General features: G+C 67.5%; 25 protein-coding genes and 1 tRNA gene. 12 read left to right on the top strand and 14 right to left on the bottom strand.

Features of this window, described 5'->3' with window-relative positions; translation table 11 throughout:
* Nucleotides 1–3: 3 nt before the first annotated feature.
* Nucleotides 4–996 carry an EamA family transporter gene (locus tag E0H75_RS03225; protein ID WP_131511508.1) on the top strand — a complete coding sequence of 331 codons (993 nt, stop codon included), beginning with the start codon at nucleotides 4–6 and terminating at the stop codon, nucleotides 994–996.
* On the opposite strand, the gene E0H75_RS03220 is transcribed toward E0H75_RS03225, so the two are convergent.
* On the bottom strand, nucleotides 983–1,585 hold the full coding sequence (locus tag E0H75_RS03220; protein ID WP_131511507.1) for a gamma carbonic anhydrase family protein: 603 nt from the start codon (nucleotides 1,583–1,585) through the stop codon (nucleotides 983–985). The genes E0H75_RS03225 and E0H75_RS03220 overlap by 14 nt on opposite strands.
* A 226-nt stretch (nucleotides 1,586–1,811) precedes the next feature.
* Nucleotides 1,812–2,756, bottom strand: coding sequence for a LysR family transcriptional regulator (locus E0H75_RS03215; protein ID WP_131511506.1), 945 nt, complete (start codon nucleotides 2,754–2,756; stop codon nucleotides 1,812–1,814).
* Nucleotides 2,757–2,839: 83 nt separating this feature from the next.
* Here E0H75_RS03215 and E0H75_RS03210 point away from each other — a divergent pair, with 83 nt between their 5' ends.
* Nucleotides 2,840–3,394 carry a dihydrofolate reductase family protein gene (locus E0H75_RS03210; RefSeq protein ID WP_131511505.1) on the top strand — a complete coding sequence of 185 codons (555 nt, stop codon included), beginning with the start codon at nucleotides 2,840–2,842 and terminating at the stop codon, nucleotides 3,392–3,394.
* Between the two features lie 106 nt (nucleotides 3,395–3,500).
* Complete coding sequence (locus E0H75_RS03205; RefSeq protein WP_131511504.1) at nucleotides 3,501–4,109, top strand: aspartate racemase/maleate isomerase family protein; 609 nt, start codon at nucleotides 3,501–3,503, stop codon at nucleotides 4,107–4,109.
* On the opposite strand, the gene E0H75_RS03200 is transcribed toward E0H75_RS03205, so the two are convergent.
* From E0H75_RS03200 to E0H75_RS03190, 3 genes are all read right to left on the bottom strand, one after another.
* A complete protein-coding gene (locus E0H75_RS03200; RefSeq protein WP_131511503.1) occupies nucleotides 4,076–4,624 on the bottom strand; it encodes a pyridoxamine 5'-phosphate oxidase family protein in 549 nt (182 codons plus the stop codon). The two genes, E0H75_RS03205 and E0H75_RS03200, sit on opposite strands and share 34 nt — an antisense overlap.
* A 68-nt stretch (nucleotides 4,625–4,692) precedes the next feature.
* Nucleotides 4,693–5,910, bottom strand: a complete 1,218-nt coding sequence (locus tag E0H75_RS03195) for an MFS transporter (RefSeq protein WP_131511502.1) — start codon at nucleotides 5,908–5,910, stop codon at nucleotides 4,693–4,695.
* 142 nt (nucleotides 5,911–6,052) lie between these two features.
* Nucleotides 6,053–7,288, bottom strand: a complete 1,236-nt coding sequence (locus E0H75_RS03190) for an MFS transporter (protein WP_131511501.1) — start codon at nucleotides 7,286–7,288, stop codon at nucleotides 6,053–6,055.
* 250 nt (nucleotides 7,289–7,538) lie between these two features.
* On the opposite strand from E0H75_RS03190, the gene E0H75_RS03185 reads away from it, so the two are divergent.
* Nucleotides 7,539–7,627, top strand: a tRNA-Ser gene (locus E0H75_RS03185).
* Between the two features lie 689 nt (nucleotides 7,628–8,316).
* Here the strand turns inward: E0H75_RS03185 and E0H75_RS03180 are convergent.
* The 3 genes from E0H75_RS03180 to E0H75_RS03170 are packed head-to-tail and all read right to left on the bottom strand — an operon-like array spanning nucleotide 8,317 to nucleotide 10,849.
* Complete coding sequence (locus tag E0H75_RS03180) at nucleotides 8,317–9,867, bottom strand: alpha/beta hydrolase family protein (protein ID WP_238162791.1); 1,551 nt, start codon at nucleotides 9,865–9,867, stop codon at nucleotides 8,317–8,319.
* On the bottom strand, nucleotides 9,855–10,229 hold the full coding sequence (locus E0H75_RS03175; protein WP_131511500.1) for a hypothetical protein: 375 nt from the start codon (nucleotides 10,227–10,229) through the stop codon (nucleotides 9,855–9,857). The genes E0H75_RS03180 and E0H75_RS03175 overlap by 13 nt, the downstream gene beginning before the upstream one ends.
* Before the next feature lie 56 nt (nucleotides 10,230–10,285).
* Nucleotides 10,286–10,849: a GNAT family N-acetyltransferase gene (locus E0H75_RS03170; protein WP_165553428.1), complete on the bottom strand. Its 564-nt coding sequence runs from the start codon at nucleotides 10,847–10,849 to the stop codon at nucleotides 10,286–10,288.
* Nucleotides 10,850–10,980: 131 nt separating this feature from the next.
* Between E0H75_RS03170 and E0H75_RS03165 the strand changes: the two genes are divergently transcribed.
* Nucleotides 10,981–11,424 carry an SRPBCC domain-containing protein gene (locus tag E0H75_RS03165; RefSeq protein WP_131511498.1) on the top strand — a complete coding sequence of 148 codons (444 nt, stop codon included), beginning with the start codon at nucleotides 10,981–10,983 and terminating at the stop codon, nucleotides 11,422–11,424.
* Here the strand turns inward: E0H75_RS03165 and E0H75_RS03160 are convergent.
* Nucleotides 11,421–12,170: a TetR/AcrR family transcriptional regulator gene (locus E0H75_RS03160; RefSeq protein WP_131511497.1), complete on the bottom strand. Its 750-nt coding sequence runs from the start codon at nucleotides 12,168–12,170 to the stop codon at nucleotides 11,421–11,423. The genes E0H75_RS03165 and E0H75_RS03160 overlap by 4 nt on opposite strands.
* 108 nt (nucleotides 12,171–12,278) lie before the next feature.
* Between E0H75_RS03160 and E0H75_RS03155 the strand changes: the two genes are divergently transcribed.
* The 3 genes from E0H75_RS03155 (at nucleotide 12,279) to E0H75_RS03145 (ending at nucleotide 16,714) form a co-directional block, all read left to right on the top strand.
* Nucleotides 12,279–13,937 carry a carboxylesterase/lipase family protein gene (locus E0H75_RS03155; RefSeq protein WP_131511496.1) on the top strand — a complete coding sequence of 553 codons (1,659 nt, stop codon included), beginning with the start codon at nucleotides 12,279–12,281 and terminating at the stop codon, nucleotides 13,935–13,937.
* Between the two features lie 163 nt (nucleotides 13,938–14,100).
* Nucleotides 14,101–16,332 (top strand): RNA polymerase recycling motor ATPase HelR, encoded by a 2,232-nt coding sequence (helR, locus tag E0H75_RS03150; RefSeq protein ID WP_238162790.1) that lies wholly within the window; start codon nucleotides 14,101–14,103, stop codon nucleotides 16,330–16,332.
* 1 nt (nucleotide 16,333) lies between these two features.
* Nucleotides 16,334–16,714, top strand: coding sequence for a VOC family protein (locus E0H75_RS03145; RefSeq protein WP_202872812.1), 381 nt, complete (start codon nucleotides 16,334–16,336; stop codon nucleotides 16,712–16,714).
* Between the two features lie 4 nt (nucleotides 16,715–16,718).
* Here the strand turns inward: E0H75_RS03145 and E0H75_RS03140 are convergent, their stop codons facing one another.
* The gene (locus E0H75_RS03140) at nucleotides 16,719–17,282 is read right to left on the bottom strand and encodes an NADPH-dependent FMN reductase (RefSeq protein WP_131511495.1); all 564 of its coding nucleotides are present in this window, start codon (nucleotides 17,280–17,282) and stop codon (nucleotides 16,719–16,721) included.
* Between the two features lie 116 nt (nucleotides 17,283–17,398).
* Between E0H75_RS03140 and E0H75_RS03135 the strand changes: the two genes are divergently transcribed.
* From E0H75_RS03135 to E0H75_RS03120, 4 genes are all read left to right on the top strand, one after another.
* The gene (locus E0H75_RS03135) at nucleotides 17,399–18,322 is read left to right on the top strand and encodes an AraC family transcriptional regulator (RefSeq protein WP_131511494.1); all 924 of its coding nucleotides are present in this window, start codon (nucleotides 17,399–17,401) and stop codon (nucleotides 18,320–18,322) included.
* An 84-nt stretch (nucleotides 18,323–18,406) separates the two neighbouring features.
* Nucleotides 18,407–19,426 (top strand): acyltransferase domain-containing protein, encoded by a 1,020-nt coding sequence (locus E0H75_RS03130; protein WP_165553426.1) that lies wholly within the window; start codon nucleotides 18,407–18,409, stop codon nucleotides 19,424–19,426.
* A complete protein-coding gene (locus E0H75_RS03125) occupies nucleotides 19,417–19,572 on the top strand; it encodes a hypothetical protein (RefSeq protein WP_202872811.1) in 156 nt (51 codons plus the stop codon). The genes E0H75_RS03130 and E0H75_RS03125 overlap by 10 nt, the downstream gene beginning before the upstream one ends.
* 12 nt (nucleotides 19,573–19,584) lie before the next feature.
* Nucleotides 19,585–20,349, top strand: coding sequence for an alpha/beta fold hydrolase (locus tag E0H75_RS03120; RefSeq protein ID WP_131511492.1), 765 nt, complete (start codon nucleotides 19,585–19,587; stop codon nucleotides 20,347–20,349).
* On the opposite strand, the gene E0H75_RS03115 is transcribed toward E0H75_RS03120, so the two are convergent.
* Genes E0H75_RS03115 through trpD form a run of 4 tightly spaced genes read right to left on the bottom strand, consistent with a single transcriptional unit; the run spans nucleotide 20,330 to nucleotide 23,681 of the window.
* Entirely contained in the window at nucleotides 20,330–20,857 is a 528-nt protein-coding gene (locus E0H75_RS03115; RefSeq protein WP_131511491.1) for a GNAT family N-acetyltransferase, read from the bottom strand. The two genes, E0H75_RS03120 and E0H75_RS03115, sit on opposite strands and share 20 nt — an antisense overlap.
* Before the next feature lie 9 nt (nucleotides 20,858–20,866).
* Nucleotides 20,867–21,640 (bottom strand): YybH family protein, encoded by a 774-nt coding sequence (locus E0H75_RS03110; protein WP_131511490.1) that lies wholly within the window; start codon nucleotides 21,638–21,640, stop codon nucleotides 20,867–20,869.
* Between the two features lie 59 nt (nucleotides 21,641–21,699).
* Nucleotides 21,700–22,644, bottom strand: coding sequence for a sigma-70 family RNA polymerase sigma factor (locus tag E0H75_RS03105; protein WP_131511489.1), 945 nt, complete (start codon nucleotides 22,642–22,644; stop codon nucleotides 21,700–21,702).
* Complete coding sequence (gene trpD / locus E0H75_RS03100) at nucleotides 22,644–23,681, bottom strand: anthranilate phosphoribosyltransferase (protein ID WP_131511488.1); 1,038 nt, start codon at nucleotides 23,679–23,681, stop codon at nucleotides 22,644–22,646. The genes E0H75_RS03105 and trpD overlap by 1 nt, the downstream gene beginning before the upstream one ends.
* Nucleotides 23,682–23,783: the final 102 nt, after the last annotated feature.

The raw sequence follows: 23,783 nt of genomic DNA, 5'->3' as shown, positions 1-23,783 counted from the left end.
TGCATGAGCACCCGTGAGAGCCGCACCGGCGTGGCGTTCGCCGTCATGTCGATGAGCTGCGTCCAGCTCGGCCTCTCCGTCTCGGTCAGCCTGTTCGATCGGCTCGGCCCTGAGGGCGCGGCGTGGCTGCGGTTGTCCTTCGCGGCCGTGATCGTGCTGGTCCTGTTCCGTCCCCGCCTCCGCTCGTTCGATCGCCGCTCCCTTCTCGCCGCTGTCGGCCTGGGGATCGCAACCGGTGGCGTGACGCTTCTCTTCATGGCTGCGGCCGCGCGGATCCCGCTCGGCGTGGCCAGCGCCTTGGAGTTCCTCGGTCCGCTGAGCGTCGCCGTCGTACGCAACGCGCGGCAACCCGCCGCGGTCCGGATCCCCGGGCTACGCGGCTTCGGCGGAAGGCGGGCCGGGCTGGTGTGGCCTGGGCTGGCGTTCGTCGGGGTGATGCTGCTGACCCAGCCGTGGCGTTTCGTCGGCGGCTCTGCGTCGGTGGCGCATGAGTCGGGGATACCGGTCGGCGGGTCGCTGGATGTGCTCGGCGTCTTGTTCGCACTGGGCGCAGCCGTCTGCTGGGCGGCGTACATCCTGCTCACCCAGCACGTGGGCGACAACGTCTCCGGTCTTCAGGGTCTGGGCGTGTCGATCCCGGTCGCGGCCGTGGTCGCGACCATCGTTGCCGGGCCGGCCACGATCCCGCTGATGACCTGGGATCTGGTCGCCATCGGCTTCGGCTTGGCGCTGCTGCTCCCGGTCATCCCGTTCACCCTGGAGTACCTGGCCCTGCGCCGCCTGGACGCAGGCGTGTTCGGCACGCTGATGAGCCTGGAACCCGCGCTGGCCCTCCTCGTCGGTTGGCTCATCCTTCATCAGCTGCCAGGCCTGCTCCCCGTCTTCGGCATCGCCTTCGTCGTCCTGGCCGGCATGGGCGCAGAGCGGACCTCCGCGCCCCACCGCCCGAGCCCACCACAGTCGACCGAACAGCCCGGCGTACTCAGTCCGGGCTAGGTAGCTCCCGGTCCGACTGGTGGCTGCCGAAGAAAGTGGATTGGCGGCTCATGATGTCGCGCATCGGCGTTCCGCGGGGGACGTTGTAGACGGTGCCGGGGAAGTCCAGGTCGCGCTGGATGGGCCAGAACTCTTCGTGCCGATCGGGGGCGAAGAGTTGGGCCGGGTTGCCGACGGCGATCCATCCGATCGGGAGGACCGTGCCGGGTTCCAGGCGCGAGTTCACGTGCAGCACGCTGTTGACCCGGAGTTCCGCGCCCGCGCCGGCGACAGAACCGGGGAACAACGCGACGCCCGTGGCGATGAAGACTTCGTCCTCGACCGTGGCGCCGTTGACGTGTGCATGGGGACCTACCAGGACCGCATCTCCGAGCAGGGTGGGATGACTCGCCCGGCCGCGCATCAGGGCGTTCTCCATCACCACGCTGTTCGCACCGACACGGACCTCACCGTTCTCCGCGGTCAGCACGGCACCGTGCAGGACTCTGCTGCCTTCGCCCAGTACGACGGCGCCACAGAGGACTGCGGATGGTGCGACATAAGCGGATTCGGGCACGACCGGTCGTCGGCCGCGATGTTCGAGCAGCATCGCGCTGTCCCTTCGTTGAGCATCACCTGTCTTCCGTGCGCCTGTACCCGATCGTCTGCGGATCTCCACAGCCCGGGCCCTCACTACCCGGGCGGCGGTGTCCGGAGAGCCGGTCCACATCGGAGGTGGGAGGTTCGGCCGGCCGGACGTCCGGGGTGGAGAACCGCGAACTGGGAAAACATTAGAACAGATGTTCGATTGCCTGCAACTGCTGTGCGCCAGACTTTCAGGCCGACGTTCCAGCCAGGTGTGGGTGTGACCTGACGACGTCTTCGACGGTGGCCAGGAAGGCGTCGCGGGCGGGGTGTTGGTACCCCCGCAGCCAGGCCAGCGCCGTTGATGAGGCTGGTAGGTCCTCGATCGGGATGATCGCGATGTCGGGGTGCCGGAAGTGCTCGGCGAAGGGAGCCACGGTGGGGTGGACCAGCCGTCCTTGGGCGATGAGCAGAAGCAGCTCGGAGCTGTCGTTGACGTGGACGTCGGCGGACACGATCGGGCGGCCGCTCGGAGTGTGGGTGGGACAGCTGGCCTCCGCCAGCTCTGGCGGGTCGGCCGGTCGTCTCACCGGATAGTCCGCGAGGTCCTCCACCGAGACCTGACTCCTACTGGCCAGCGGATGGTCGACGGCCACCATCACCACGCGTGGATCGCCTCGGGAGAGCAGGGGACCGATCACGATGTCGGATTGGTCGAGGGGCAGTCGAGTCACCGACAGATCCACCTCGCGCCGGCGTAGTGGCCCCAGCCGGTCCGTCAGAGGGGTCGCGACGAGTCGTACCTCGGCGCCGTCGTACGACTGCTCGAAGAGCCTGACCGCCTCGTTCAGGACGAGGCTCCCGGACGCGGCGTTGAGGACGCCGATGCGGATCAGCCCCGGTCCGGCCGCTCGTCCGCGGGCCCGTGCGAGCGCGTTGTCCAGGTCGGTCACGATGGGTGCGAGTTCGTCGTGGAGGGCTTGTCCGGCCGCGGTCAGGGTGACGACGCGGCTCGTGCGGTCGAACAGGCGTCGTCCGCCGAGCTTGCGTTCCAGCGCTCGCAGCGTCTGGCTGGCTCGCGACGTGGTGAGGCCGAGCCGCTCCGCGGTGCGCCCGAAGTGCAGCTCCTCGGCGAGAACCATGAACAACGTGAGTTCCCGCAACTCGATGTCGGCCATCGTGAATTCACGGTACATGGTGCGTGACCCAAGCCGGCGTTGATACCGGCTGATCCGGCTGCGAACGTCAGGACAGGAGAAACCACCAACGAGAGGAAGTCATGCGGAACGTCATCCTGTACATGTCGATGTCGCTGGACGGGTTCGTCGGCAGCGACCGTGAGCACCCAGGCGCCGCGATCCCAGAGGGTGCTGAGCTGAAGAAGTGGAAGCTGGACCGGATCAGCACGGCCGGTGCGCACCTGATGGGCCGGGTCACGTATCAGGAGATGTCGTCCTTCTGGCCGCAGTCCGACGACCCCTACGCGTCGCCGATGAACGCCATCCCGAAGGTCGTGTTCTCGAAGACGCTCAGCGACGATGAGGCCGGCTGGCCCGAAACCCGGGTCGCGCGGGGCGACCTCGCCGCCGAGATCGCCGGCATCAAGGCCGAGTCCGGCGCGGACGTGATCGTCTGGGGTGGTCGCAGGTTGGCCGGCGCGCTCGCCGCGGCGGACCTGATCGACGAGTACCGCCTGCTGGTCCAGCCGCTGATCCTGGGCCGCGGGGAGGCACTGTTCGACCAGCTGCCGGAGACGCGGCACCTTGAACTGGTCGAGAGCACAGCGTTCCCGAGCGGCATCGTTGTGCAGGTCTATCGACCGCAGCGCGGCTGACGAGGCAAGTCTGATGGGCGGTGTGCAGGCGACCGGACGCAGGACGCTCAGGGTGGGCGTGCTGACGCCGCATGTGTCACCGGGACCTGAGGTTGAGATCCCCGAGATGGCGCCGGCAGATGTCGATGTAGTGGTCGAGCGGACCGGGCCTGAGGCCTTGCAACCGGCGGTCGCACGGCTCTGTGAGGCGTCGGTCGACGTCATCGCCTACGCCTCGACGACGACCGGGTACACGATCGGGCGCGCCGCCGAACTCGAGCTGGTCGAGCGCTTGCACCACCTGTCGAAGCTGCCGGCCGTGACCACCGGGATCGCGGCCACGCAGGCGTTGGGGGCCTTCGGCGTACGCCGAGTCGCGGTGTTCCATCCACCATGGTTCGACGACGACATAGGAGACCTCGCCGCCGCGTACTTCCGCAGTCAGGGGTTCGACGTCGCGGTCACGACCGCGACGTCGGTTCCCAAGGACCCCCAGCAGGTGCGGCCCGAGCACGTGATCGACTGGGTCAGCAGCCACGTGGGCACCTCGGCCGAGGCGATCTTCATCGCAGGCAACGGCTTTCGTGCTGCTCAAGCCATCGAGATGCTGGAGCACCGCACCGGGCAACTGGTCGTGGAGGCGAACCAAGTGCTGCTCTACTCGATCCTGGCCGCGACCCGGACGACACTCCAGCTCGACGGCTACGGGAGACTGCTCGGGTCGAGCAGGTCCTGATACGGCTCGGGTTCACCGACCGTGGTCGCACCGGTCCCTCGCCGTACGAACTCGCGTCCGGCCGGCCAGCGAGTCACGAACTGGTCGCCGGTGGCGTCGACGTACCGGACGAAGGTGACGTCGGAGATGTCCACCGCGAACAGGTGGAACTTCCCCGGCTCCGGACGCCAGCCCAGGCCGGCCGCCACCTCGTCGGCGTACCGCCGCTGCATTGACTCGTCGCTCTCAGCGCGCGCTTGTCCGCGCACCTTGAACTCGCCCTCGCTGCCGTCGCGAGCCGTGATGACGCTGTGCACCAGGACGCGCGGATCACGACCGAGATCCTTCGCCTTGGTCGAGCCCCACATCATCGACAACCAGAGATCTCCGGCCATGACCCACGGCTCCACCGGACTGATGCGTGGTGTGCCGTCGCGCCGGATGGTCCCGACGAGTACGACGCCCGGCCCAAGCAGCCGGTCACGTCCCAGTTCCGCCAGCCGCGGCTGATTCGACTCCAACTCTTCCCACCGCATGACTCTCCTCTCCTCGAGGAACACTTACTCGTCTGGCCTATCACCGGCGACCGACAAGTCGGCGGGAGTTACTGGCGCTGGGTGGTCGAGTGGGGAATGACCCGGTCGAGAATGAGGATCGTGGCGGCCGCGATCATCGCCAGGAGGGAAATGCCCAGCCAGGGGAGCTCGTGCTGCAGCTCGAAGAGCTGAGCGAAGAACGCCGGGGCCAGGATGCTGGCGAAGGTGAAGGAGTACTGCCAGTAGGAGAGGTACTTTGCGTTCCCCACCACCGGCGCTACCGCTGCCGCGAGCGCGTTGCCGGTCGCTGCGTGCAGTACGTCGCCGAACGCGAACACCACTGTCGCCAGAATCAACCCTGGCACGACCAGTGCGGTCGGGACGTGCAGCAGTGAGGCCATCAGCACGCCCCACACCGCCCACGCCACACCGGCAACGATGATCACGTTTGTACGGCGACGCTTCTCGGTGTGCCGCACCACCAGGGTCTGCCCGGTCGCCAGTACGACGGACACCGCGGCCAGCAACACACCGATCAACCACTTGGGCGCCGGCAACGCTTCAGCGACGTACACCGGTAGTCCGACGCCCAGCAGCATCGTGCAGAGGGCCAGCAACGTGTTGGCGCCGATCAGCACCAGGAAAGCCTTGTCCTTGCGCAGCAGCGGTGCCGGACCGGTGTCCTGAACGGCGCGCTTGTGGTGAGCCGGGTTCAGACGCAGCAGTAGGAAGCCGGCCAGGTAGAACGTCACCGCGTTGACCGCCATGGCGATCAGGAACGGCGCATCGCCGCCGATGGCCAGCAGCGCACCGGCAGCCAGTGCGCCGAGGCCGAAGCCGGCAGCCTGCATCATGCCGCCGAGTCCGAACCACCTGTCCCGGTCGCCCTCGTCGGCCACATCGGCCAGCAGGCTGAAGATCGCCGACCAGAACACACGCTGGCCACTGGTCGTCAGCAGTGCGCACAGGAACACCAGCCACACCGACCGTCCGAAGAAGAATCCGGTGAACGCGAGCCCCTGCGCGAACTGTGCGATCACCACCAGGTTCCGCGGCCCGACCTTGTCGATCACAACGGCCACTGCGGCGGGTGCTGCGATGGAGAACAGCGTCGCAACGGTCAGCAGCACTCCGGCAGTCCCGAGTGGGATGTCGACGACCCGCACGAAGAACAGCAGCAGCAGCGGTCCGGCGCAGCCGCCGCCGAACGAGTCGATCGCCAGACCGGCGAGCAGCGGTACGCGGCCGCGGACGTTCGGGAGGCCGAGGGACGTGGCTGTAGGCATGACAGAGTGCTCCGATCGCATCGACTCGGCCCACTCGCAGCGCTGGCTACGAGACCACTCCACCAGGGGCGTTCCCCTGACTACAGTTGGGGCTCTCGGCCGAAAACAGTAGCAAACGGTTGCCGAGCCGCTCTAGCCGTTTTCAGTCCGTTGCGACGACCCGACGTACGGACACGTGCCGTAGCGGTCGCCACGCGACGGCCGTCATCAGCACCATCGCCACGAAGGCAGTCGCGAACGGTGCGGCCAGTCCGAACCGCTGCGCGAGTACGCCGCCCAGCGCAGAGCCGATCGCAGCGCCGCCGACCGACGCGAGCAGGTACACGCTGTTGACCCGTCCCATCAGCGGCTCCGGTGTCGCCAACTGCCTCGCAGTGGTCGACACGATGCCCCACACCACCGCATGTACGCCGAACACCACCATGGTCGCGCCCGCCACCCACGGACTTCGGGTGAGCGCCAGGATGAGGTGGACCGTCGTCTCGATGACCAGTCCGGCACGCAGCAGGGTGAGTGAGCCGACCCGCGGCTCGAGCAGGTGGTACACCGGCATGCCGAGGACGCCACCGATCGCGCCGACCGACACCAGCAGGCCGAACTGCGTCTCGGTGAGTCCTAACCGCTCCCGCGCGTACAGCACCCACGTCGCGAACGCGGCGCAGAAGGTGATGTTCATGACCAGGATCGAGCACGCCAACGTCCGCACTCCCGCGTGCTGCCACAGCCACTGGACTCCCACGCGTACTTCGGCCCAGAGCGCCGTACCTGCGGACTCGGCCGGCAGTGGACGTACGGCGACTCGCGCGACCAGAGCGGCTGCGGCGCCGAACGTGACGGCGTTGAACACGAGCGGTACTCCGGCTCCGACCGCAAACAGCAGTGCGCCAAGCGGCGGACCACCGAGCCCCTGGAGCACGGTGCCACTGGCGAACAGGCGCGCATTCGCCTTGCCCAGCTGGTCTTTCGGTACGGCGTCCACCAGCAGTGCACCGGATGCGTTGTCGGCGAACGTCTCCGCCGTACCGAGAAGGAACAGGGCGACGTAGATCGCCCACAGGGGTGCGGTGCCGAGCAGTACGGCGGCACCGAGCGCGCCGATGACGATCGCGCGAAAGGTGTCAGCGGCAACGATCATCAGCCGGCGGTCGAGCCGGTCGACGAGAGCACCGCTGAACAGGGCGAACAGCAGCCAGGGCAACTGCTGGATGAAGGCGGCCGCACCGACCGCTGCCGGCTCGGTGGTGATGGATGCGACCAGCAACGGGCCGGCGGCGAGCATGGCGCCGTCGCCGAGGTTCGAGATGATCGCGGCCGGCCAGATCTTGCGGAAGTCGGATCCGAGCTCGGACGGCAGCAGGAACGTACGGAGGGAAGGCATACGAGAGCTCCAGAGGGCATGACGGAACAACCGGAACGACCGGCGTCACTCCGACGCCGGCAACCGGCCCGGTCGGCGGCAGATCAGCGCGCCGACCGGACGGTGCGTGCCATGTCCTCGAACGACCGAGACATTGCTCTCACCTCCGTCCGTACCCCAGGCGGCCAGTCCGCCTCTGCCGAGACCCTACCGGCCAACCTCAACCCCCGCACGCGCATTGCTATCCTCACGATCGGCGACCACGTCGCCTGGAGGGTTCGCATAGTGGCCGAGTGCGCTGGTCTTGAAAACCGGTAGGGCGGGTGACCGTCCTCGTGGGTTCGAATCCCACACCCTCCGCTCATCTCATCCCGAAAGCCTTCCTGGCCTGGGGAAACGGACTCGCATACCTCGCCCGGGGCAGGTGTCCGGCTGGGTCTGACCTTGTCCGATTGCGATCGGTTGGTTTCGGTTCGCCATGCAGAATCCGTGCAATGGCCCATCCCCTATGTTCCAGCCCTCGCGACTCACCTCGTGCGGGCTGGAACATGCGGGGCGGGCTTCTGCTCGAATCGAACATGTCTTCCTATATGAGGATGACAAGTCGAGGGATCGGTGATGTACGGCGAGTGCTCGGGCAGCCGAAGTCGTGGATGGACCAGACCTTTTCCAGGCCCGCTCCGCAGCTGCGCGATGCCCGTGGTGATGTGCTGCTCGGGTTCGTGTGCGGCCGAGTCCTTCAGTGGGAAACTCAGGTCACAACCGAGGCCGCCGAGAACCGCGACCAGCCACTGGGGCCGGCCCTGGTGCGGTACGCGCTCTACATCCGCCGACTCTGTGCAGCGATCCGGCTGATCCTCGCCCAGTACGGCGAGACGAGGGACACCGACCCAGCCGCCTCAACCGTGATCCGTAGGACTATCCAAAAGCTCTCGACCGCCTGGCGCAACCATCCAGACTGGCGCGACGAGTGGAGCTCGTGGTCTCGTTGTAGGTTCGGTTCTTTCCGTCGCGCCGGGCCATGGCGCGTTCCTGCTTTGGCCGGTGTCCTATGCGCGGGTTTCAGCCTCCGGGGAGCAGAACGTGACCTCGGGGTAGCGTGGTGACGGCCGGTCCAGCAGGGCCTGCGGCGTCTCGCGCAGGTGCTGGTCGACGAAGGCCCGGACGTAGGCGCTGCTGATGTCCAGGGACCGGGCGCCGGACAGGCCGGCGCCGACGTAGATGCCGGCCTGATCGGCCAGGAGCACGAGGTCGGTGAAGGAGGCGTGTATCGCGCCTTCCACCAGGACCCACCGCTTCCAGCCGGTCAGGAGCTTCCAGTCACGCTCCCAGGTGATTACGGAACTTTTCCTTCCAGGGGTGCCGGGAGTGTACGAGGCTTGCGTGCCCATGAAGAGGAACGGCCGTGACAGGCCTTCCGCCGGGATCCGGGCGCGGGTGGCGCCGTCCATGTCGACGCCGGCGCGGATGCGCCAGTCGGCCAGCATGGCGGAGATGGTGGCGGCGCCGCCGATGGAGTGGCCGGCCATCGCTATCCGGGACGTGTCGATCAGCCCGGCGCCCGGCCATGCCGGGTGCGCGCCGGTCAGTTCGCCGAGCACGAAGCAGACATCTGCGGTCCGGCCGGCCACGACCTTCTCGTTCCTGCCTGGCCGGGGTGCCTGGCGGGCCAGGCAGGTGGTGACCCGCCCGTCGGGAAAGGCTGTGGCGTCACTCTCGTAGGTGTGGTCAATCCCGGCCACGACGTAGCCGTGGCTGGCCAGGTCCTCGGCCAGGGCGGTGAGCGTGCTGCGGGGGTTGGTGAAGCCGGGCGAGAGTAGGACTAGGGGCAGGCTGCGCTGACGCCCGGCCGGCGTGGCGTCGACAACCGCGTTGGCCCGGACAGTGCTCAGCGCGTCCGGTGGTAGGCCGGTGATGCGCGCGCTTGCGATGAGGATTTCGGACTCGGCTGGCGTCATGTACCAGGCCCGCCGCCCGTCCGACGGCGCCGCCGGATACCACAGCGAGACCATCAGCTCCCGTGTGTTCACCCCCGCGGCCCACGGATCGGGGCGGGAGGCGTCTGTCAGCCACAAGGACGTGGTGCCGACCGGGCACGGACCGGTCGGCTCAGGCAGGGACAGCGTGTGCCCCTGCCCGGCCGACGCGTCACCGGCGTCTGCGGACGTTCCCATGCCGCCAATCATCACCGGCCGGCCACCGCCCCGCCATCGGGAAGCCCGACCTTCGGGCCGACGGAACTCACAGGTGAAGACGGCCTCGGTCGCGGGCCGCGGCACCGATCGCCCGACCCACCAGCCGTCTGGACGGTTACGAGTTTGAGTTTGGTTTTCCACAAGTGCAGAGATTGCCGCCTTGTGTTCGTGCGTTCCGAACAGCATGCCCTCGACGGCGGCCGGTTCAGTACCGGAAATCTCTTCAATTCGTAGGTCGCAAGTAATCTGCGCTCCTTGTTCGGTTTCAACCATTAGCGTGACATCCGAGAGTGCAAGCGTGTCGATGGTGTCTGCGCCGATCCGCAGAATCCCGACCGCTGCGCAGGGCGTACCTGGATCAGAAAGACCGCAAGTGTCGGAGTGCAATGCCGCTACGGCTGCCAAGGCTTCATAGAGACTTTGGTCAGCGGGATGCCTGGACGTCCGCTGAGCGCGGATAGCGTCTGTGCTCCCAATTGCTGCGCATACCAGGCCACGCCGTGGTGGCATCCGCCCATCGGCACGCCGGCCCCGTCGACGATGATGGCGAGGTCTGGTGTCGTCACCAGGACGGAACCAAGCTCGCGCTGAGCCACGTTCACGGGCATGTTTTCAGGGATCGTGCAGAATATGTGCAGACGTGCGAGTTGCTGGAGCTTCGCGATCTTGCGTTCGCGCAGGTCAGGGCCACATTTGGAGTGTTCGGACGCCTTGGCCTTGAAAACCGGTAGGGCGGGTGACCGTCCTCGTGGGTTCGAATCCGACACCCTCCGCTCATCTCGGGTCCGCTTCGGTCAGCCTCGGCTTCGGGTTGGACGCAGGGTTACCACTCGTCGGCCACGCGCATCGGATGCTCGCGTAGGGAGGCCTTGAATGCAGCGCTGCGAGGACCTACCGATCGGGTCAGGAGGACGTCATCGGAGACCCAGGTGCTCCCGTCCTCTCCGGCCAGGATCGTCGCACCGGGGGCAATCTCCCAGCCGGCTCGACTGTAGAGGTCGACAAGGTGCGGGCCGCAAGTCAGGACCCCCACATCTGCTTGGCCGGCGTCGATGCGGGCAACCGCGGCGGCGACCAACCGTCCGGCCCAGCCCTCACCTCGAAAGGCAGGGAAAGTCATCACCGCTGTCGGGCTCTGCACGACGTAGTTCTCTCCACCAACCGAGACGGTCGTAGTGACGACCTCCAGGTGACTCACGAGCTGAGAGCCGGCCGCGTACAGCAGGTGGTGAGGCCTCAAGTCAGGATGAGAGGTCCAATCACGGAACCGGTTCGATCCGGTGAATCCGTCCGGCCAGATGATGCGCAAGAACGACAGCACCTGCGCTTTGAGTACCTCCGGCAGATGTTCGTCGGCCCACTCGCGAAATTCGATGTTGGTCTGCACGTCGGCAGGGTCCTGTCTCACGGCACGCTTCGCAACTCGTTTACGACGAGAGGGGTCCGAAACTGCAGCTGCTCTTTCGTCCGCTTCGTGCTTTCCGATGAGTTCTCGGGCCCTCATCCGTCTCAAGACGTATGACTGCGCATCAGACATTCACCGTTCGACACGTACTCGAGGTACCTCCGGCTCAGGTGTTCTGGGCGTTCGCAGATCCGGCGGCGAAGGCGGCGTGGTCACTGGGCCCCGCCGACTGGAAGCCGCACTATGAGCTGGACCTTCGGGTCGGCGGTCACGAGATCTTTTCTGGCGGCCCACCCGGCGGCGAGGTGCACACCATCGAGGCTCGTTACCTGGACGTCGTCGCTGACGAGCGCATCATCTACGCGTACGACGTCCGGGTCGACGACACCCGAGCAGTCGCAGCGCTAGCCACCATCCAGTTCACGCCAACCCCACCGGGAACAACCATCACCTGGACAGAACAGGCCGCATTCCTGCACGACGGGGATCACAGCCTCTTCCAGCGCCACCTGCGCAACGTGGTTCGCTCCCTCGCACGCTACCTGGCGCCGGCCTAGTCGGCCCTGGAAGACATCTTCTGTGTGATCAGTACGTCGATGCCGTCCAGGATTCGGTCGAGGCCGAAGATTACGTCGGCGCCGTGGATCTCGTCGGTGTACTGGTTGCCGGCCATCAGGTCGGCCAGGATCGAGTAGCCGAGTTCGTGCAGCCGAGGTTCCAGGAATCGTGTCACCGCTGCCGGCTGGACGGAGGTCGTGATGCTGTCGCGCAGATCGCGACGCGCGCTCGCGATCCGACGGGCATAGCCGTCCAGCAGCAACGCGCACGACAGGCTCTCGGTGGGACTCAGTCCGGCACCGGTCAGCACCCGCAGGATCGCCTCAGCCCAGCCGAGCAGGTTCGGCGTCACCGGCGCTCCGCGGATGGGAAGATCGCAGAGCCATGGGTGGACGTCGCACCGATCGACCATCGCCTGCGTCCAGGCGGTCGCTGCGGCTCGCCAGTCCCGTGCCTCGACGACCCCGTCCGGTGCCGGACCCCAGGCTGCTTCACCGAGCAGTACCAGCAGCTCGTCGCGGGACCTGACGTACCTGTAGATCGCGTTGGCGGTCAGCCCGAGCTTCTGCGCGATCTTGGGCATCGACAACGCGGCGAACCCGTCGGCATCGGCCAGCTCGAGGGCTGCGTCGACGATCTGTTCGACGCTCTGCGTCGGCTTGCGGCCGAGCTTGTTCGACTTGGCGGGCAGGCCCCACGCCAGCACGAGCCCCGGTGGCAGGTGCGCATCGTCGGTCAACGGCATCAGGTCGGCTCCTCAGCCCCGCGAAACTCAGTGTTTGACTTCGTGTGTACCTTACACTTTATATTAGTGGGAACCACACACAAATACAGTCGAGGATGCGAGAGTGCGATGCGACAGCAGGATCACCACAACAGGCAACGACCGCGGTTCGGCCTTTCTCGCCGGCTCGGAGTGCTGCTGACCGCGGCGTTGCTCACGAGCTCGGCGGCAGCCTCTGGCGGAGCGGCCGAAGCCACGACGAACAGCCGGGGTACTCCGGCGGACACCCTGGTCTCGACAGATTCCGGGGCAGTACGCGGCACGCTCACTCCGGATGCCCGGCTCTTCCAGGGAATCCCGTACGCCGCACCGCCGGTCGGCGAGCTCCGCTGGGCATCGCCGCAACGGGCGGCGTCATGGCATGGCATCCGGGACGCCACCAAGCCCGGGAACCGCTGTGCCCAGGCCGAGGGGCTGATCGACGCGCCCAGTACGACCGAGGACTGTCTCTACCTCAACGTCACCACGCCACGCGATACCGGAGCACACAAGCTGCCGGTCATGGTGTGGATCCACGGCAACGGCTTCATCAGCGGAGCCGGCAGCCTGTACGACGCACAGCAGCTGGCGAACAGCGGCCAGGTCGTCGTGGTCAGCCCCAACTACCGGCTGGGCATCTTCGGCTTCCTCGCCCATCCGGCGCTGGACCACGGCGGAGCCCGGCAACTCTCGGGGAACTTCGGCCTCGAAGATCAGCAGGCTGCGTTGCGATGGGTCCAGCGCAACGCCGCGGCGTTCGGCGGCGATCCAGGCAACGTGACGATCTTCGGTGAGTCCGCTGGAGGCACCAGCGTCTGTTCCCATCTGGTCGCGCCAGGATCCGCAGGACTGTTCGACAAGGCGATCCTGCAGAGCGCTCAATGCACCGGACAGAAGTGGTCGCCCGGACCGCCGACCTGGTTTCCGCTGCCACGGTCCGAGCGCGAGCAGAACGGTCTCGATGTCGCGGCCAAGGTCGGCTGCTCCGACCCGCGTACCGCTGCGGCCTGCCTGCGGGCCAAACCGACGGACGAGCTCGCCAAGTGGTCTGACGTCGGGGTCGGATCAGGACCCACCGTCGGTGGTGGCGTGCTGCCTCTCAGCCCGGATCGCGCCTTCGCAACCGGCCGCTTCAGGCACGTACCGATCATCCAGGGGACCACGCGGGACGAGCACCGCCTGTTCACCGCGGCCATCGAAACAGCGACCGGTCAGGTGACGACCCCGGCAAGCTACAGCCAGGAGATCCACACGCTGTTCGACCAGTCGGACGCCGAGCGGATCCTGGCGCGCTATCCCGTCGAACGGTTCCGTTCCGCCGGTGAGGCGTTGTCGGCCGTCGTCACCGACTGGGCGTGGGGCTGCCCGGTCCTCGATCGAGATCGCGCACTCGCCGCGCAGGCACCGCTGTATGCGTACGAGTTCGCCGACGAGACGGCTCCGTGGTTCAGCACGCTCCCGAAACCCAACTTCCCGACCGGCGCGTTCCACGGCGCCGAACTGCAGTACCTCTTCACCGACGAGCAACTCCCCGGCCCGAGCACACCCGCGCAGGAACAACTCTCCGCGACGATGATGCAGTACTGGACGCAGTTCGCACGCACCGGGAACCCGAACGCTCCGGGTCAGCCACGGTGGCAGCCATTCCAGAACAAGGACCACGTCCAGTCCCTCGACCCGTCGAGAATCGCCTCAGCCGACCTGGCTCAGGAGCACCAGTGCGCCTTCTGGAACTCAATAGGCTCCTGACCTGATCAACCAAGTCCGCCGCCCGAAGGGCGTGGACCGCGGCGACGGCGGCGGACTCGGGACAGAAAAAAAGAAGGTGAGCAGGTGCTCCCTTCCATTTACAACTTATAACGGAGACCGGGGCTTGCCGCAAGCCCCGGTTGATGCCTCACAATCGTCGGCCGTGGCCATCAATCCTTCGGACCTTCGAGGTGAAGAAACCCTGTCCACCAGTGCGTTCGACCTTCCCGAGAACCTCACTGCCAAAGCCGAACCGGCGCTGATCGCCGGTGACGACAAGCATTTCGCCGCCATTGCCGAGTCGCTCGAGCGGTCGATCGCCGAGCTGTCCGCCCGTCTCGACGAGACCCGGAAGGAGGCCGGCGGCATCGGTCAGGGGGCGATGGACCGCGACCTCGAGGTGCACCGGCTGACCAGCCGGCTGCGCACGCTGCGACGGTTCGGGCTGGACCTGTGCCTCGGTCACATCGTCAGCGCGGACGACCCTGAGCAGCCGGTGTACATCGGCCGTCTCGGCCTGACCGACAGCGACGGCCGCCGGCTGCTGATCGATTGGCGATCCCCAGCCGCCGAGCCCTTCTTCGGAGCGACGCACGGCAACCCGATGGGCCTGCTCAGCCGCCGCCGGTACCGCTGGACCCGCGGCCGGATCACCGACTACTGGGACGAGGTCTTCACCGCCGACGAGTTCGCCCGGCACGCCGCTGCCCTCGACGACCAGTCCGCGTTCGTCGCCAGCCTCGGCAGCAGCCGGTCGCCCCGGATGCGCGACGTTCTCGGCACGATCCAGGCCGACCAGGACGCGATCATTCGGGCCGGCTCCCGGGGTGCGCTGATCGTCGACGGCGGTCCGGGCACCGGGAAGACGGTCGTCGCGCTGCACCGCTCGGCGTACCTGCTCTACTCGGATCCGCGGCTGGACCAGCGGCGCGGCGGCGTACTGTTCGTCGGTCCACATCAGCCGTACCTGGCGTACGTCGGCGATGTGCTGCCGAGTCTGGGTGAGGACGGGGTCCAGACCTGCACGCTGCGGGACCTGGTTCCCGAGGGTGCTTCGGTGCCGGCCGAGGCCGATCCCGAGGTGGCCAGGCTGAAGTCGTCCGCCGGCATGGTGAAGGCCATCGAGCCGGCCGTCGGCCTGTACGAGGAGGCGCCGACCAAGCCGATGACGGTCGTGACGCACTGGTCCGAGATCTATCTGAGTACGGCGAACTGGGCCGAAGCGTTCGGAGCCGCGGACCCCGGTACGCCGCACAACCTGGCGCGCGACGAGGTCTGGGAAAAACTGCTCACGATCCTGATCGACAAGCACGAGGAGGACTACGAGGACGACGACGTCTCCGAGGAGTTGCTGCGCCGATCGCTGGACCAGAACGAGGAGCTGCGGACGACGTTCGACAAGGCGTGGCCGTTGATCGATCCGTACGACCTGGTCGGGGATCTGTGGTCGGTGCCGGCGTACCTGCGCAGATGTGCGCCGTGGCTCTCGCCCGAGGAGGTCAGGCTGCTCCAGCGGTCCGACGTACAGGCCTGGACGGTGTCCGACCTGCCGCTGCTCGATGCGGCGCGGCAGCGGCTCGGTGATCCGGAGGCGTCCCGGCGGCGTCGGCGTCGTCAGGCTGCGGCCGCTGCTGAGCGGGAGCGTATGGCGGGTGTTGTCGACAATCTGATCGAGGCCGCCGGCGACGAGTTCGGCGAGGGGCTGGTGTCGATGCTGCGTGGTGAGGACTTTCACGAAGCGCTCGTCGACGAGGCCGGGCTGTCGGCAGCCGATCCGGATCTGCTGGCCGGGCCGTTCGCGCACGTCGTGGTGGACGAGGCGCAGGAGTTGACCGATGCGGAGTGGCAGATGTTGCTGCTGCGCTGCCCGTCGCGAAGCTTCACGATCGTCGGCGACCGGGCGCAGGCCAGGCACGGGTTCACCGAGTCCTGGCAGCAGCGGCTCGAGCGGGTCGGAATCGACCAGATCAAGCTGGCGACGTTGACCGTCAACTACCGGACTCCGGACCAGGTCATGGCCGAGGCCGAGCCGGTGATCCGGGCGGCGCTGCCGGACGCGAATGTGCCGACATCGATCCGCCACGGCGATCACCCCGTCGTCCATGGTCCGATCGCTGACCTCGGTGGGATCCTGGAGAGCTGGCTCGCCGGCCAGCAGGATGGTGTCGCGTGCGTGATCACCGCGGACGGTACGACGCCTGCCGGGGTGCCGGTCGATGCACGCATCCGTTCACTGACACCCGTTTTGGCGAAGGGCCTCGAGTTCGACCTGGTCATCCTGATCAATCCGGAAACCTTCGGCGACGGAATCGAAGGAGCCGTCGACCGGTACGTCGCAATGACCCGAGCAACCCAGCAACTCGCCATCCTCACCACGCTGCGAGAAACTCTCTGAAGTGGGGAATCAAGTGCACAGCACGATCTTGAACGTCACCTTCGACTGCAGTGACTCTGCCGCCCAGGCCGAGTTCTGGAGCGGCGTCACGCGCTGGCCGGCGACGTACGTCGACATGCCGGGCAACCCGTTCTGGGTGGTTGCCTCGGACAACGAAGCCGCCGCTCGCCTCGTCTTCGTCCAGGTCCCCGAGGCCAAGACGGTCAAGAACCGGGTCCATCTCGACCTCCTGCCACAGGAAGGCCCACAGGACGAGGAACTCGCCAGACTGCAGTCTCTGGGCGCCACCATCGTCGACGACCGCCGTACCGCAACCCCCGGCGGCTGGGTGATGATGGCGGACCCCGAAGGGAACGAATTCTGCCTGGAACAAGGCGAGTGAGTGCTCAGGCTGCGGACCGGACGTCGCGGAGGGCTTCGGACCAGGTGATGACCTCGTCGAGGACGGCTTTCAGGTTGGCGTCCTGGTGGGCCTGCGGCTTGAACTCGCTGTAGGCGACGAAGTCGGTGGCCAGGCTCAGTGTCACCTGGGGGCCGACGTCCGCGATCCGCAGCTGGGCCATCACCTGGCGAAGCTGTTCGACCGCCCTCGCGCCGCCATCGGCTCCGTAGCTCACGAAGCCCGCGGCCTTGTGGTTCCACTCGGCGTACAGGAAGTCCAGGGCGTTCTTGAGGGCGGCCGGGACTCCGTGGTTGTACTCCGCGGTGACGAACACGAAACCGTCGAAGCGTTCGACGATCTCGGCCCAGCGGATGGTGTGTGGTTGCTGCCCGCGGCCCATCATGGGCACCCCGGGCTCGTCGAGCAGCGGGAGCTCGAGCGTCTTGAGGTCGATCAACTCGAACTCGGCCCCGCCGTGCTGGCGCGCCTGCTCGTACACCCACGCGGCGACGCCTTCGCCGAGACGGCCCGGGCGCGTGCTGCCGAGGATGATCGCGATCTTGGTCACTGTGTCTGCCTTTCACCGGATTGACTCTGCGGTCGACGCTAGTCGCCAGGCCGAACCCTCTCCATGCGTGAGCAGCTCGGAAAAATACGCGAGCGTCTTCGACTAGGCTGTGCAATATGGACGTGTTGAGCCAGCTCGTCTCCGCGACGCGGATGGGCCGACCGAGATCGTTCGTCGTCGAGTGCCATCCGCCGTGGGCCCGGCGGTACTCGGCTGTCCCGGGCGCCGGTCTCCACCTGATCCTCGAAGGATCCGTGTACCTCGTCAGCCCTGGAGGCGCGATCACCTCGCTCGCGGTGGGCGACGTACTCCTGCTGCCGGCCGGCTCCGACCACGTCCTCGCCGACGATCCGGCGCGGGAGGTCAGGCAGTTGGTCGACGATTCATCGGGACAGTACGACGATGGCGTGGTGGTCATCGGACCGGACGGGCCGCGGTCGGCAGGTCCCCGGTCGGTCATGCTGTGCGGCGTCTACTTCTTCGATCAGGGGCGACGTCATCCCCTGCTGGGCAGGCTTCCCGACGTACTGCATCTGCCGGCACGTCTCGGCCGCGAGGGTGATCTCGGTGCCACCGTTTCTCTCCTCGCCGGTGAGTTGGCGGCTCGTCGTCCGGGGAGTGACGCGGCGGTCTCGTCCCTGCTCGACCTCCTGTTCATCCAGGTCCTGCGCACCTGGCACGCGGAACACCCGGATGTCGCCTGGAGCACCGCTCTCGCCGACGTCTTCGTGGGCAAGGCGCTCAGCACGATCCACGACCAACCCGACAGGTCGTGGACGGTCGCGGATCTTGCGGATCTGGTCGGACTGTCGCGGGCGGCGTTCGCCAAACGCTTCAAGCACCTCGTCGGTCAGTCGCCCGTCACCTACCTCACCTGGTGGCGCCTGACCGTCGCCGGCCAATTGCTACGCAGTACGGACCTCTTGCTCGCGCAGATCGCAGACCGGGTCGGGTACGCGACCGAGTACGCCTTCGCCGCTGCCTTCAAGCGCGAGTACGGCATCACGCCGGGCGCCTACCGGAGGAACTCCGGCCTGTGATGTGGCTCACACGAGTCGTGCTTTTCGACCGCGGCCCGTGCTGGGGTCGAGGTGAGTGATCGGCCTCGGTGAAGAGATGCGGACGTGGATGTGGCCGTGGATGTAGATGGTGCGGCACAGCGGCTCGGGTTCGGGGCGGCGGATCGTGCGTGGCTGCGGGGATTGCCTGTCGGCGAGGAAGTGCAGCTGCCGGATGAGGCCGAGTCGCTGATGGAGTACTGCGGAGTGGCCGCGGCCGATCGTCGGGAGATGCTCGCGGCGCGACCGGACCCCGTGCGCGATCCGGACTGGTGGGCTGTCATGTCAGCCATGGCTGGTCAGCTCGACCAGGAGATGGGTCAGCCAGTCCCGTCGACCGGCTTCAAAGCGTGGCCTACTGTGCCTGCCTCGGCATCGCCGGTGGGGTTGTTCGCCGCCGCGTGGGCGTTGCTGGCCCATCTGCCTCGGCTGCTCGAGCTGCACGCGAAGCGGGGTGTTCCGGAGTCGGTGAGCATCGCAACGGTCTCCGCACTGGGAGGTGTGATGGCGACTCATCGTCAGATCACCGGTCGGGCCGGCGTGGGGCTGATGTACCTCTGGGGACCGCCGCTGAGGTTTCGCGGTGCGGACTACGAGATCGGCCGCCACGATTTCACCCGCGCGCAACTGGGCCTCGGAGACGGTGTCTCCGGACACGTGCTGATGATGCACATCCCGCCCATCGGTCCGCTGGACGCGCAGGCTTCCGAACGGTCCGTTGCCACAGCAGCCGAGTCGTTCGCCCGCTGGTATCCGGAGGAACCGTTGACGGCGTTCGTCTGTACGTCGTGGCTGCTCGACCCGCAGCTGGCCGAGTACCTGCGACCAGACTCCAACATCATCCGCTTCCAGCGGCGCTTCAATCTCCTCCCGCTGGTGCCGCCCGACGACCCCGCAGAAGGCGACCGCGAACTAATGCGCCTAGGCCTCCACCTGCCAGTCCCCGACGGTCCGCTGAACGACGAAGCCCTGGCCCAAGTCCCGCAAACCACCACCCTCCAACGCGCCTACGTAACCCACCTACACTCCGGCCGCCACTGGCAAAACCGCACCGGCATCCTCCGCTCTGGACTGCCATGGACCTGACACGACGGGCGGTGCAGTACGTCGAGGTGGGGGCGCGGATCGCGGTGGATGGGGTGCTGACTCCGCGGGTTATTGGTGAGGCTGCTGGTCGGTACGACGCGCAGGATCTGAAGCGGGTGTGGCACTACCTGGCACGGTTCGGCTGACAGGGTGGGGGTATGGAGCTGAGGATTCCCGTTGTGGGTGGCGAGGTTTGGGCGGAGCATGTGGCGGGGGATGGGGTGGCGGTGGTGTTGCTGCATCCTGGGATCGGGGATTCGCGGGTGTGGGATCCGGTGATGCCGGAGGTGACTGCACGGCATCGGGTGGTGCGGTACGACGTGCGTGGGTACGGGCGATCGGAGGCTCCGACCAGTGGGTACTCGCGGCTCGAGGATCTGGTGGTGGTGCTGGACCAGTTGCAGCTCGAGCGGGTGGTGCTGGTCGGGTGCTCCATGGGTGGCGGTACGGCGCTCAGCCTCGCGCTAACGGATCCCGGACGAGTGCAGGGGCTGGTGCTGCTCTGTCCGGGGGTGCCGGGGTTCCCGAGGCCTGACGAGCCCGAGCTGGACGCGGAGTACGAGGCGCTCAAGTCCGCCGACGATATCGAAGGCCTCGTGCGGTTCGGACTGAGGATCGGGGCCGCGGCCGGCCATGACGACGCGGCGGTTGGCCAGTTGCGTGCAGCCGTCCCCGGCTGGCTGTCGGAAGATGAACACCTTCGACCGGATCCGCCTGTCTATGACAGGTTGCACGAGGTGCGACAACCGACCGTCGTGATGGTGGGCGACAAGGACCAACCGATCGTGGTCGCGGTTGCGGGTGCGACCGCGGCACGGATCCAGGATGCCGAGTTCATCTGGATGCCCGGCGTCGACCACCTCCCGAGCCTCCGGGACCCGGCCCTCGTGGCCGAAACGATCCTCAGAGTGGCCGGCCGCTAGCGAGTTCCCACGACGTTCTGGCGATGGCGAACTGGCGGTAGAAGGACGGGACGCCGAGGAAGAGCTCGTCGTGGCCGCGGCCGGTCTCGGTCATGCCCAGGGCGGTGAGGATGCGGATCGAGGGCCGGTTCGCATCCACGGCCTCGGCCCAGATCTCCCGGAGGTCCAGGGCGTCGAAGCCGTGCACGAGGCCGAGGCGGGCGACGGTAGAGCCGAGGCCCTGCCCCCAGCGCGCGGACGGGCCGACGACGTACCCGAGTTCACGCCGACGCGGCTCCTCGCCATGGAGGTCGACGTACCCGACCACCTCCTCGCCGGCGACTGCCGCGAGGCGCAGGAGGTCGGAAGGTGGCCGGGTGACCAGCTCGTGCCAGTGGGCCTCGTGGTCGGGCAGTGGGAGGTCGACGGTCCAGCCGGCGTGCTCGCAGAACCGCCGGTCCAGTCCCCAGAGGGCGTACGTCGCCACATCGGACAGCACCAGCGGACGGAGAGACACGGCAGGCTCCATGCCACGAGCCTAGGCACGCGCTGGATACGACAGGTGCTGGTGGACCACTCGCCAGCCGTCAGCGGTCTTACGGAGGACGCGGGTCGCGCGGGAGATGGTCTCGGTGCCGTCCGCGGTGACGTGGTCGATCGACCAGGCGACAGCCAGGTTGCCGCTCACCGCCAAGTCGAAGTCGGGCACCACAAAGCTGATCGGGTTCGGACTGGAGTCGAGACCCGCCGCGCACACCGAGCGGACGGCCGCCTTGCCGGTGTAGTTGCCGTCGACCTCATAGGACACGACGTCCTCGGCGACCGGCTCCATCAACGCGTCCAAGTCGCCGGCGGCGGTGCCAACAGACCAGCCGTCGAACACATCGCGTATGTCTGCAACAGCCACAGCCGGTGGTACGTCGTCATGCGGGAACGAGTGGTGCTCGTGCGTCACGACCCACCGGCCGTCCTGCTTCCGCAGACCGATCGTCAGCCGGAGCCGCAATTCGGGCTGAGCCTCCAACTCGGCCACCGTCCCGCACCGCAGCAACGCAAAGGCGAACGCGACATCCGCCCCCGCCACCACCTCCAGCGACTCCAGCGCGAACGACGCCCCGGCGCGTTGCCACTCGAAGAACCCGGGCCAGGTCTCGCGATATGCCTCCATCCCGCGCACCCCGTCGTACGGCGGCGGTACGTCGTACATCACGATGTCGCCGGCGTGGTCGGCCAGGACCGCGTCCAGGTCGCCGGCGTGGACCGCGGTGACCCAGTTCTCGATCAGCGTGCGGATCTCCTGCTCGTCGGTCATCTCTCGTCCGTCCTTCCGAAGGAACTGTCACCGCCTACAACCCGGCGCCCGGCGGAAACTCATCGCGACAGCGACGACGGCAGCCCGAACGACGGGAAATCCGCCTCCAGGAACGAGACGACCTCGACGATCTCCGGCCCGCGCAGCACCAGTACGTCGAGCCCACCCGGCACGAAGCGCGACCCGTCCCACAGGTACGTCCCGAACGCGAGCTGCCCGTTCGCCCGCGCCGGCAGGAACCGCCACTCGTCTCGCAGCGGCCCGTCGACCAGGAAGGAGCGGATCGCAGCCCGACCGGTGAACCACTCCGGCAGCGGCGGCATCGAGTACTTCGCGTCCTCCGCCAGCATCGCCACGATCGTGTCGACGTCACCCGCCTCCCACGCGGCCATGTACCGGCGTACCAGGTCACGCTCCGCGGCCTCAGGCAGTGCAGACTGCTGACGAGGCACTGAGCTCACGACCGCCCGAGCCCGTTGCAGCGCACTGTTGACCGCGGCAACCGACGTCTCCAGCAGCTCGGCCACTTCACGAGCAGCGAACGCCAGTACGTCGCGCAACAGCAGCACTGCCCGTTGGAGCGCGGACAAGTGCTGCAGCGACGCCACGAACGCCAGCTCCACCGACTCCAGCGCCAGCACTCGCGCCTCTGGACTCAGCGAGGCAGTCCACTCCAGCCGGCTCTGCGGATAAGGCTCCATCCACAGGACCTCGCTGCGGCCGTCGAAATCGACCGGAAGCTCCCGCCGCCCACGCCGTTCGATCAGCGTGAGACAGCGGTTCGTGGCGATCTTGTAGAGCCACGGCCGGATCGATCCGCGATCGTCGTACCCGCGCAGACCGTTCCACGCCCGCAGCAGCGTCTCCTGGACGGCGTCCTCCGCGTCGGCATCGGACCCGAGCATCCGGTAGCAGTGCGCATGCAACTCCCCACGCCACGGCCCCACCAGCTGTCCGAAGGCGTCCTGATCACCGGCACGTGCCGCATCCAAGAGCTCATGCATCACCTGCACGCTAACGTCCAGCGCTCCAATGTGTCAGCGGCCTTCCCACTGTCCACGGCCTCGCGACACCGTTCCAAACAGTCAGCCAGCTGCTGCAGCAGCAGACCGGTCCCGAGCTCCAGCGTGACCAGAGCCGCAGCGGCATTCAGCAGTACGACGTCCCGCACCGGACCGGACTCACCGTCGACGAGATCCCGCAGTACCCGGGCGTTGAACGCAGCGTCACCGCCACGCAACTCAGCCAACGACGACGGTCTCAACCCGAGCGACCGCGGATCGAACACCACCTCCGACGCTGTCCCACCGGACACCACCCACACGCGGGAGTATCCAGTGGTGGTCAGCTTGTCGAGTCCGTCATCGCCGCGTGCGACCAGAGCCGTCTTCCCTTGCTGCGCAAGGGCTTGAGCGATCACCGGCAGCATCTGCGGGTTCGCAACGCCGACCAACGCGTGCTGCGGGTCCGCCGGGTTCAGCAGCGGCGCCAGCACGTTGAAGGCCGTCGGTACTGCGAGCTCACGGCGTACTACCGCAACATGTCGTAAGGCCGGATTGAAGCGAGGCGCGAACAGATAGGTCAGTCCGGCCTCGGCCGCCACCCGGGCCGCGTCCACCGCGGACAGGTCGAGCGGTACGCCCAGATGCTCGACCAGATCGGCCGAGCCGCCCGCCGACGAGGACGCGGCCCGCCCGCCGTGCTTGACCACGGTCACGCCGGTCGACGCCGCAACCACAGCGGCCATCGTGGAGATGTTGACCACCCCGGTCCGGTCGCCGCCGGTCCCGACGATGTCCACGAACGGTCCGCCGATCCGCACCGGCGTGGCGTGCGAGCGCAGTACCGTGGCCAGCCCTGTGATCTCGGCGGCGGTCTCGCCCTTGGCGCGCAGTGCGATCAGGAAGCCGGAGATCTGCGCCGGCGACGCCTCGCCCAGCACCAACTGGTCCATCGCCCAGCCGGTGTCCGCCTCGGTCAGGTCGGAGCCGGCCAGCAGGGCGGAGATGAGTCCGGACCAGGTCCGGAGCGTTGTTGCCATCGGCAATCCTCAGGGGTGCTGGGCCGCCCACGAGGACATGACAACGGCCGCCTCGCAGGAGACGGCCGGTTGGTTACACGCGGAAGCAGCCGTCTAGTCGAC

The organism is Kribbella capetownensis, from assembly GCF_004331485.1.
In the GTDB taxonomy this organism is placed as follows: Bacteria; Actinomycetota; Actinomycetes; order Propionibacteriales; family Kribbellaceae; genus Kribbella; species Kribbella capetownensis.
This window is presented reverse-complemented; position numbering and strand designations above follow the sequence as displayed.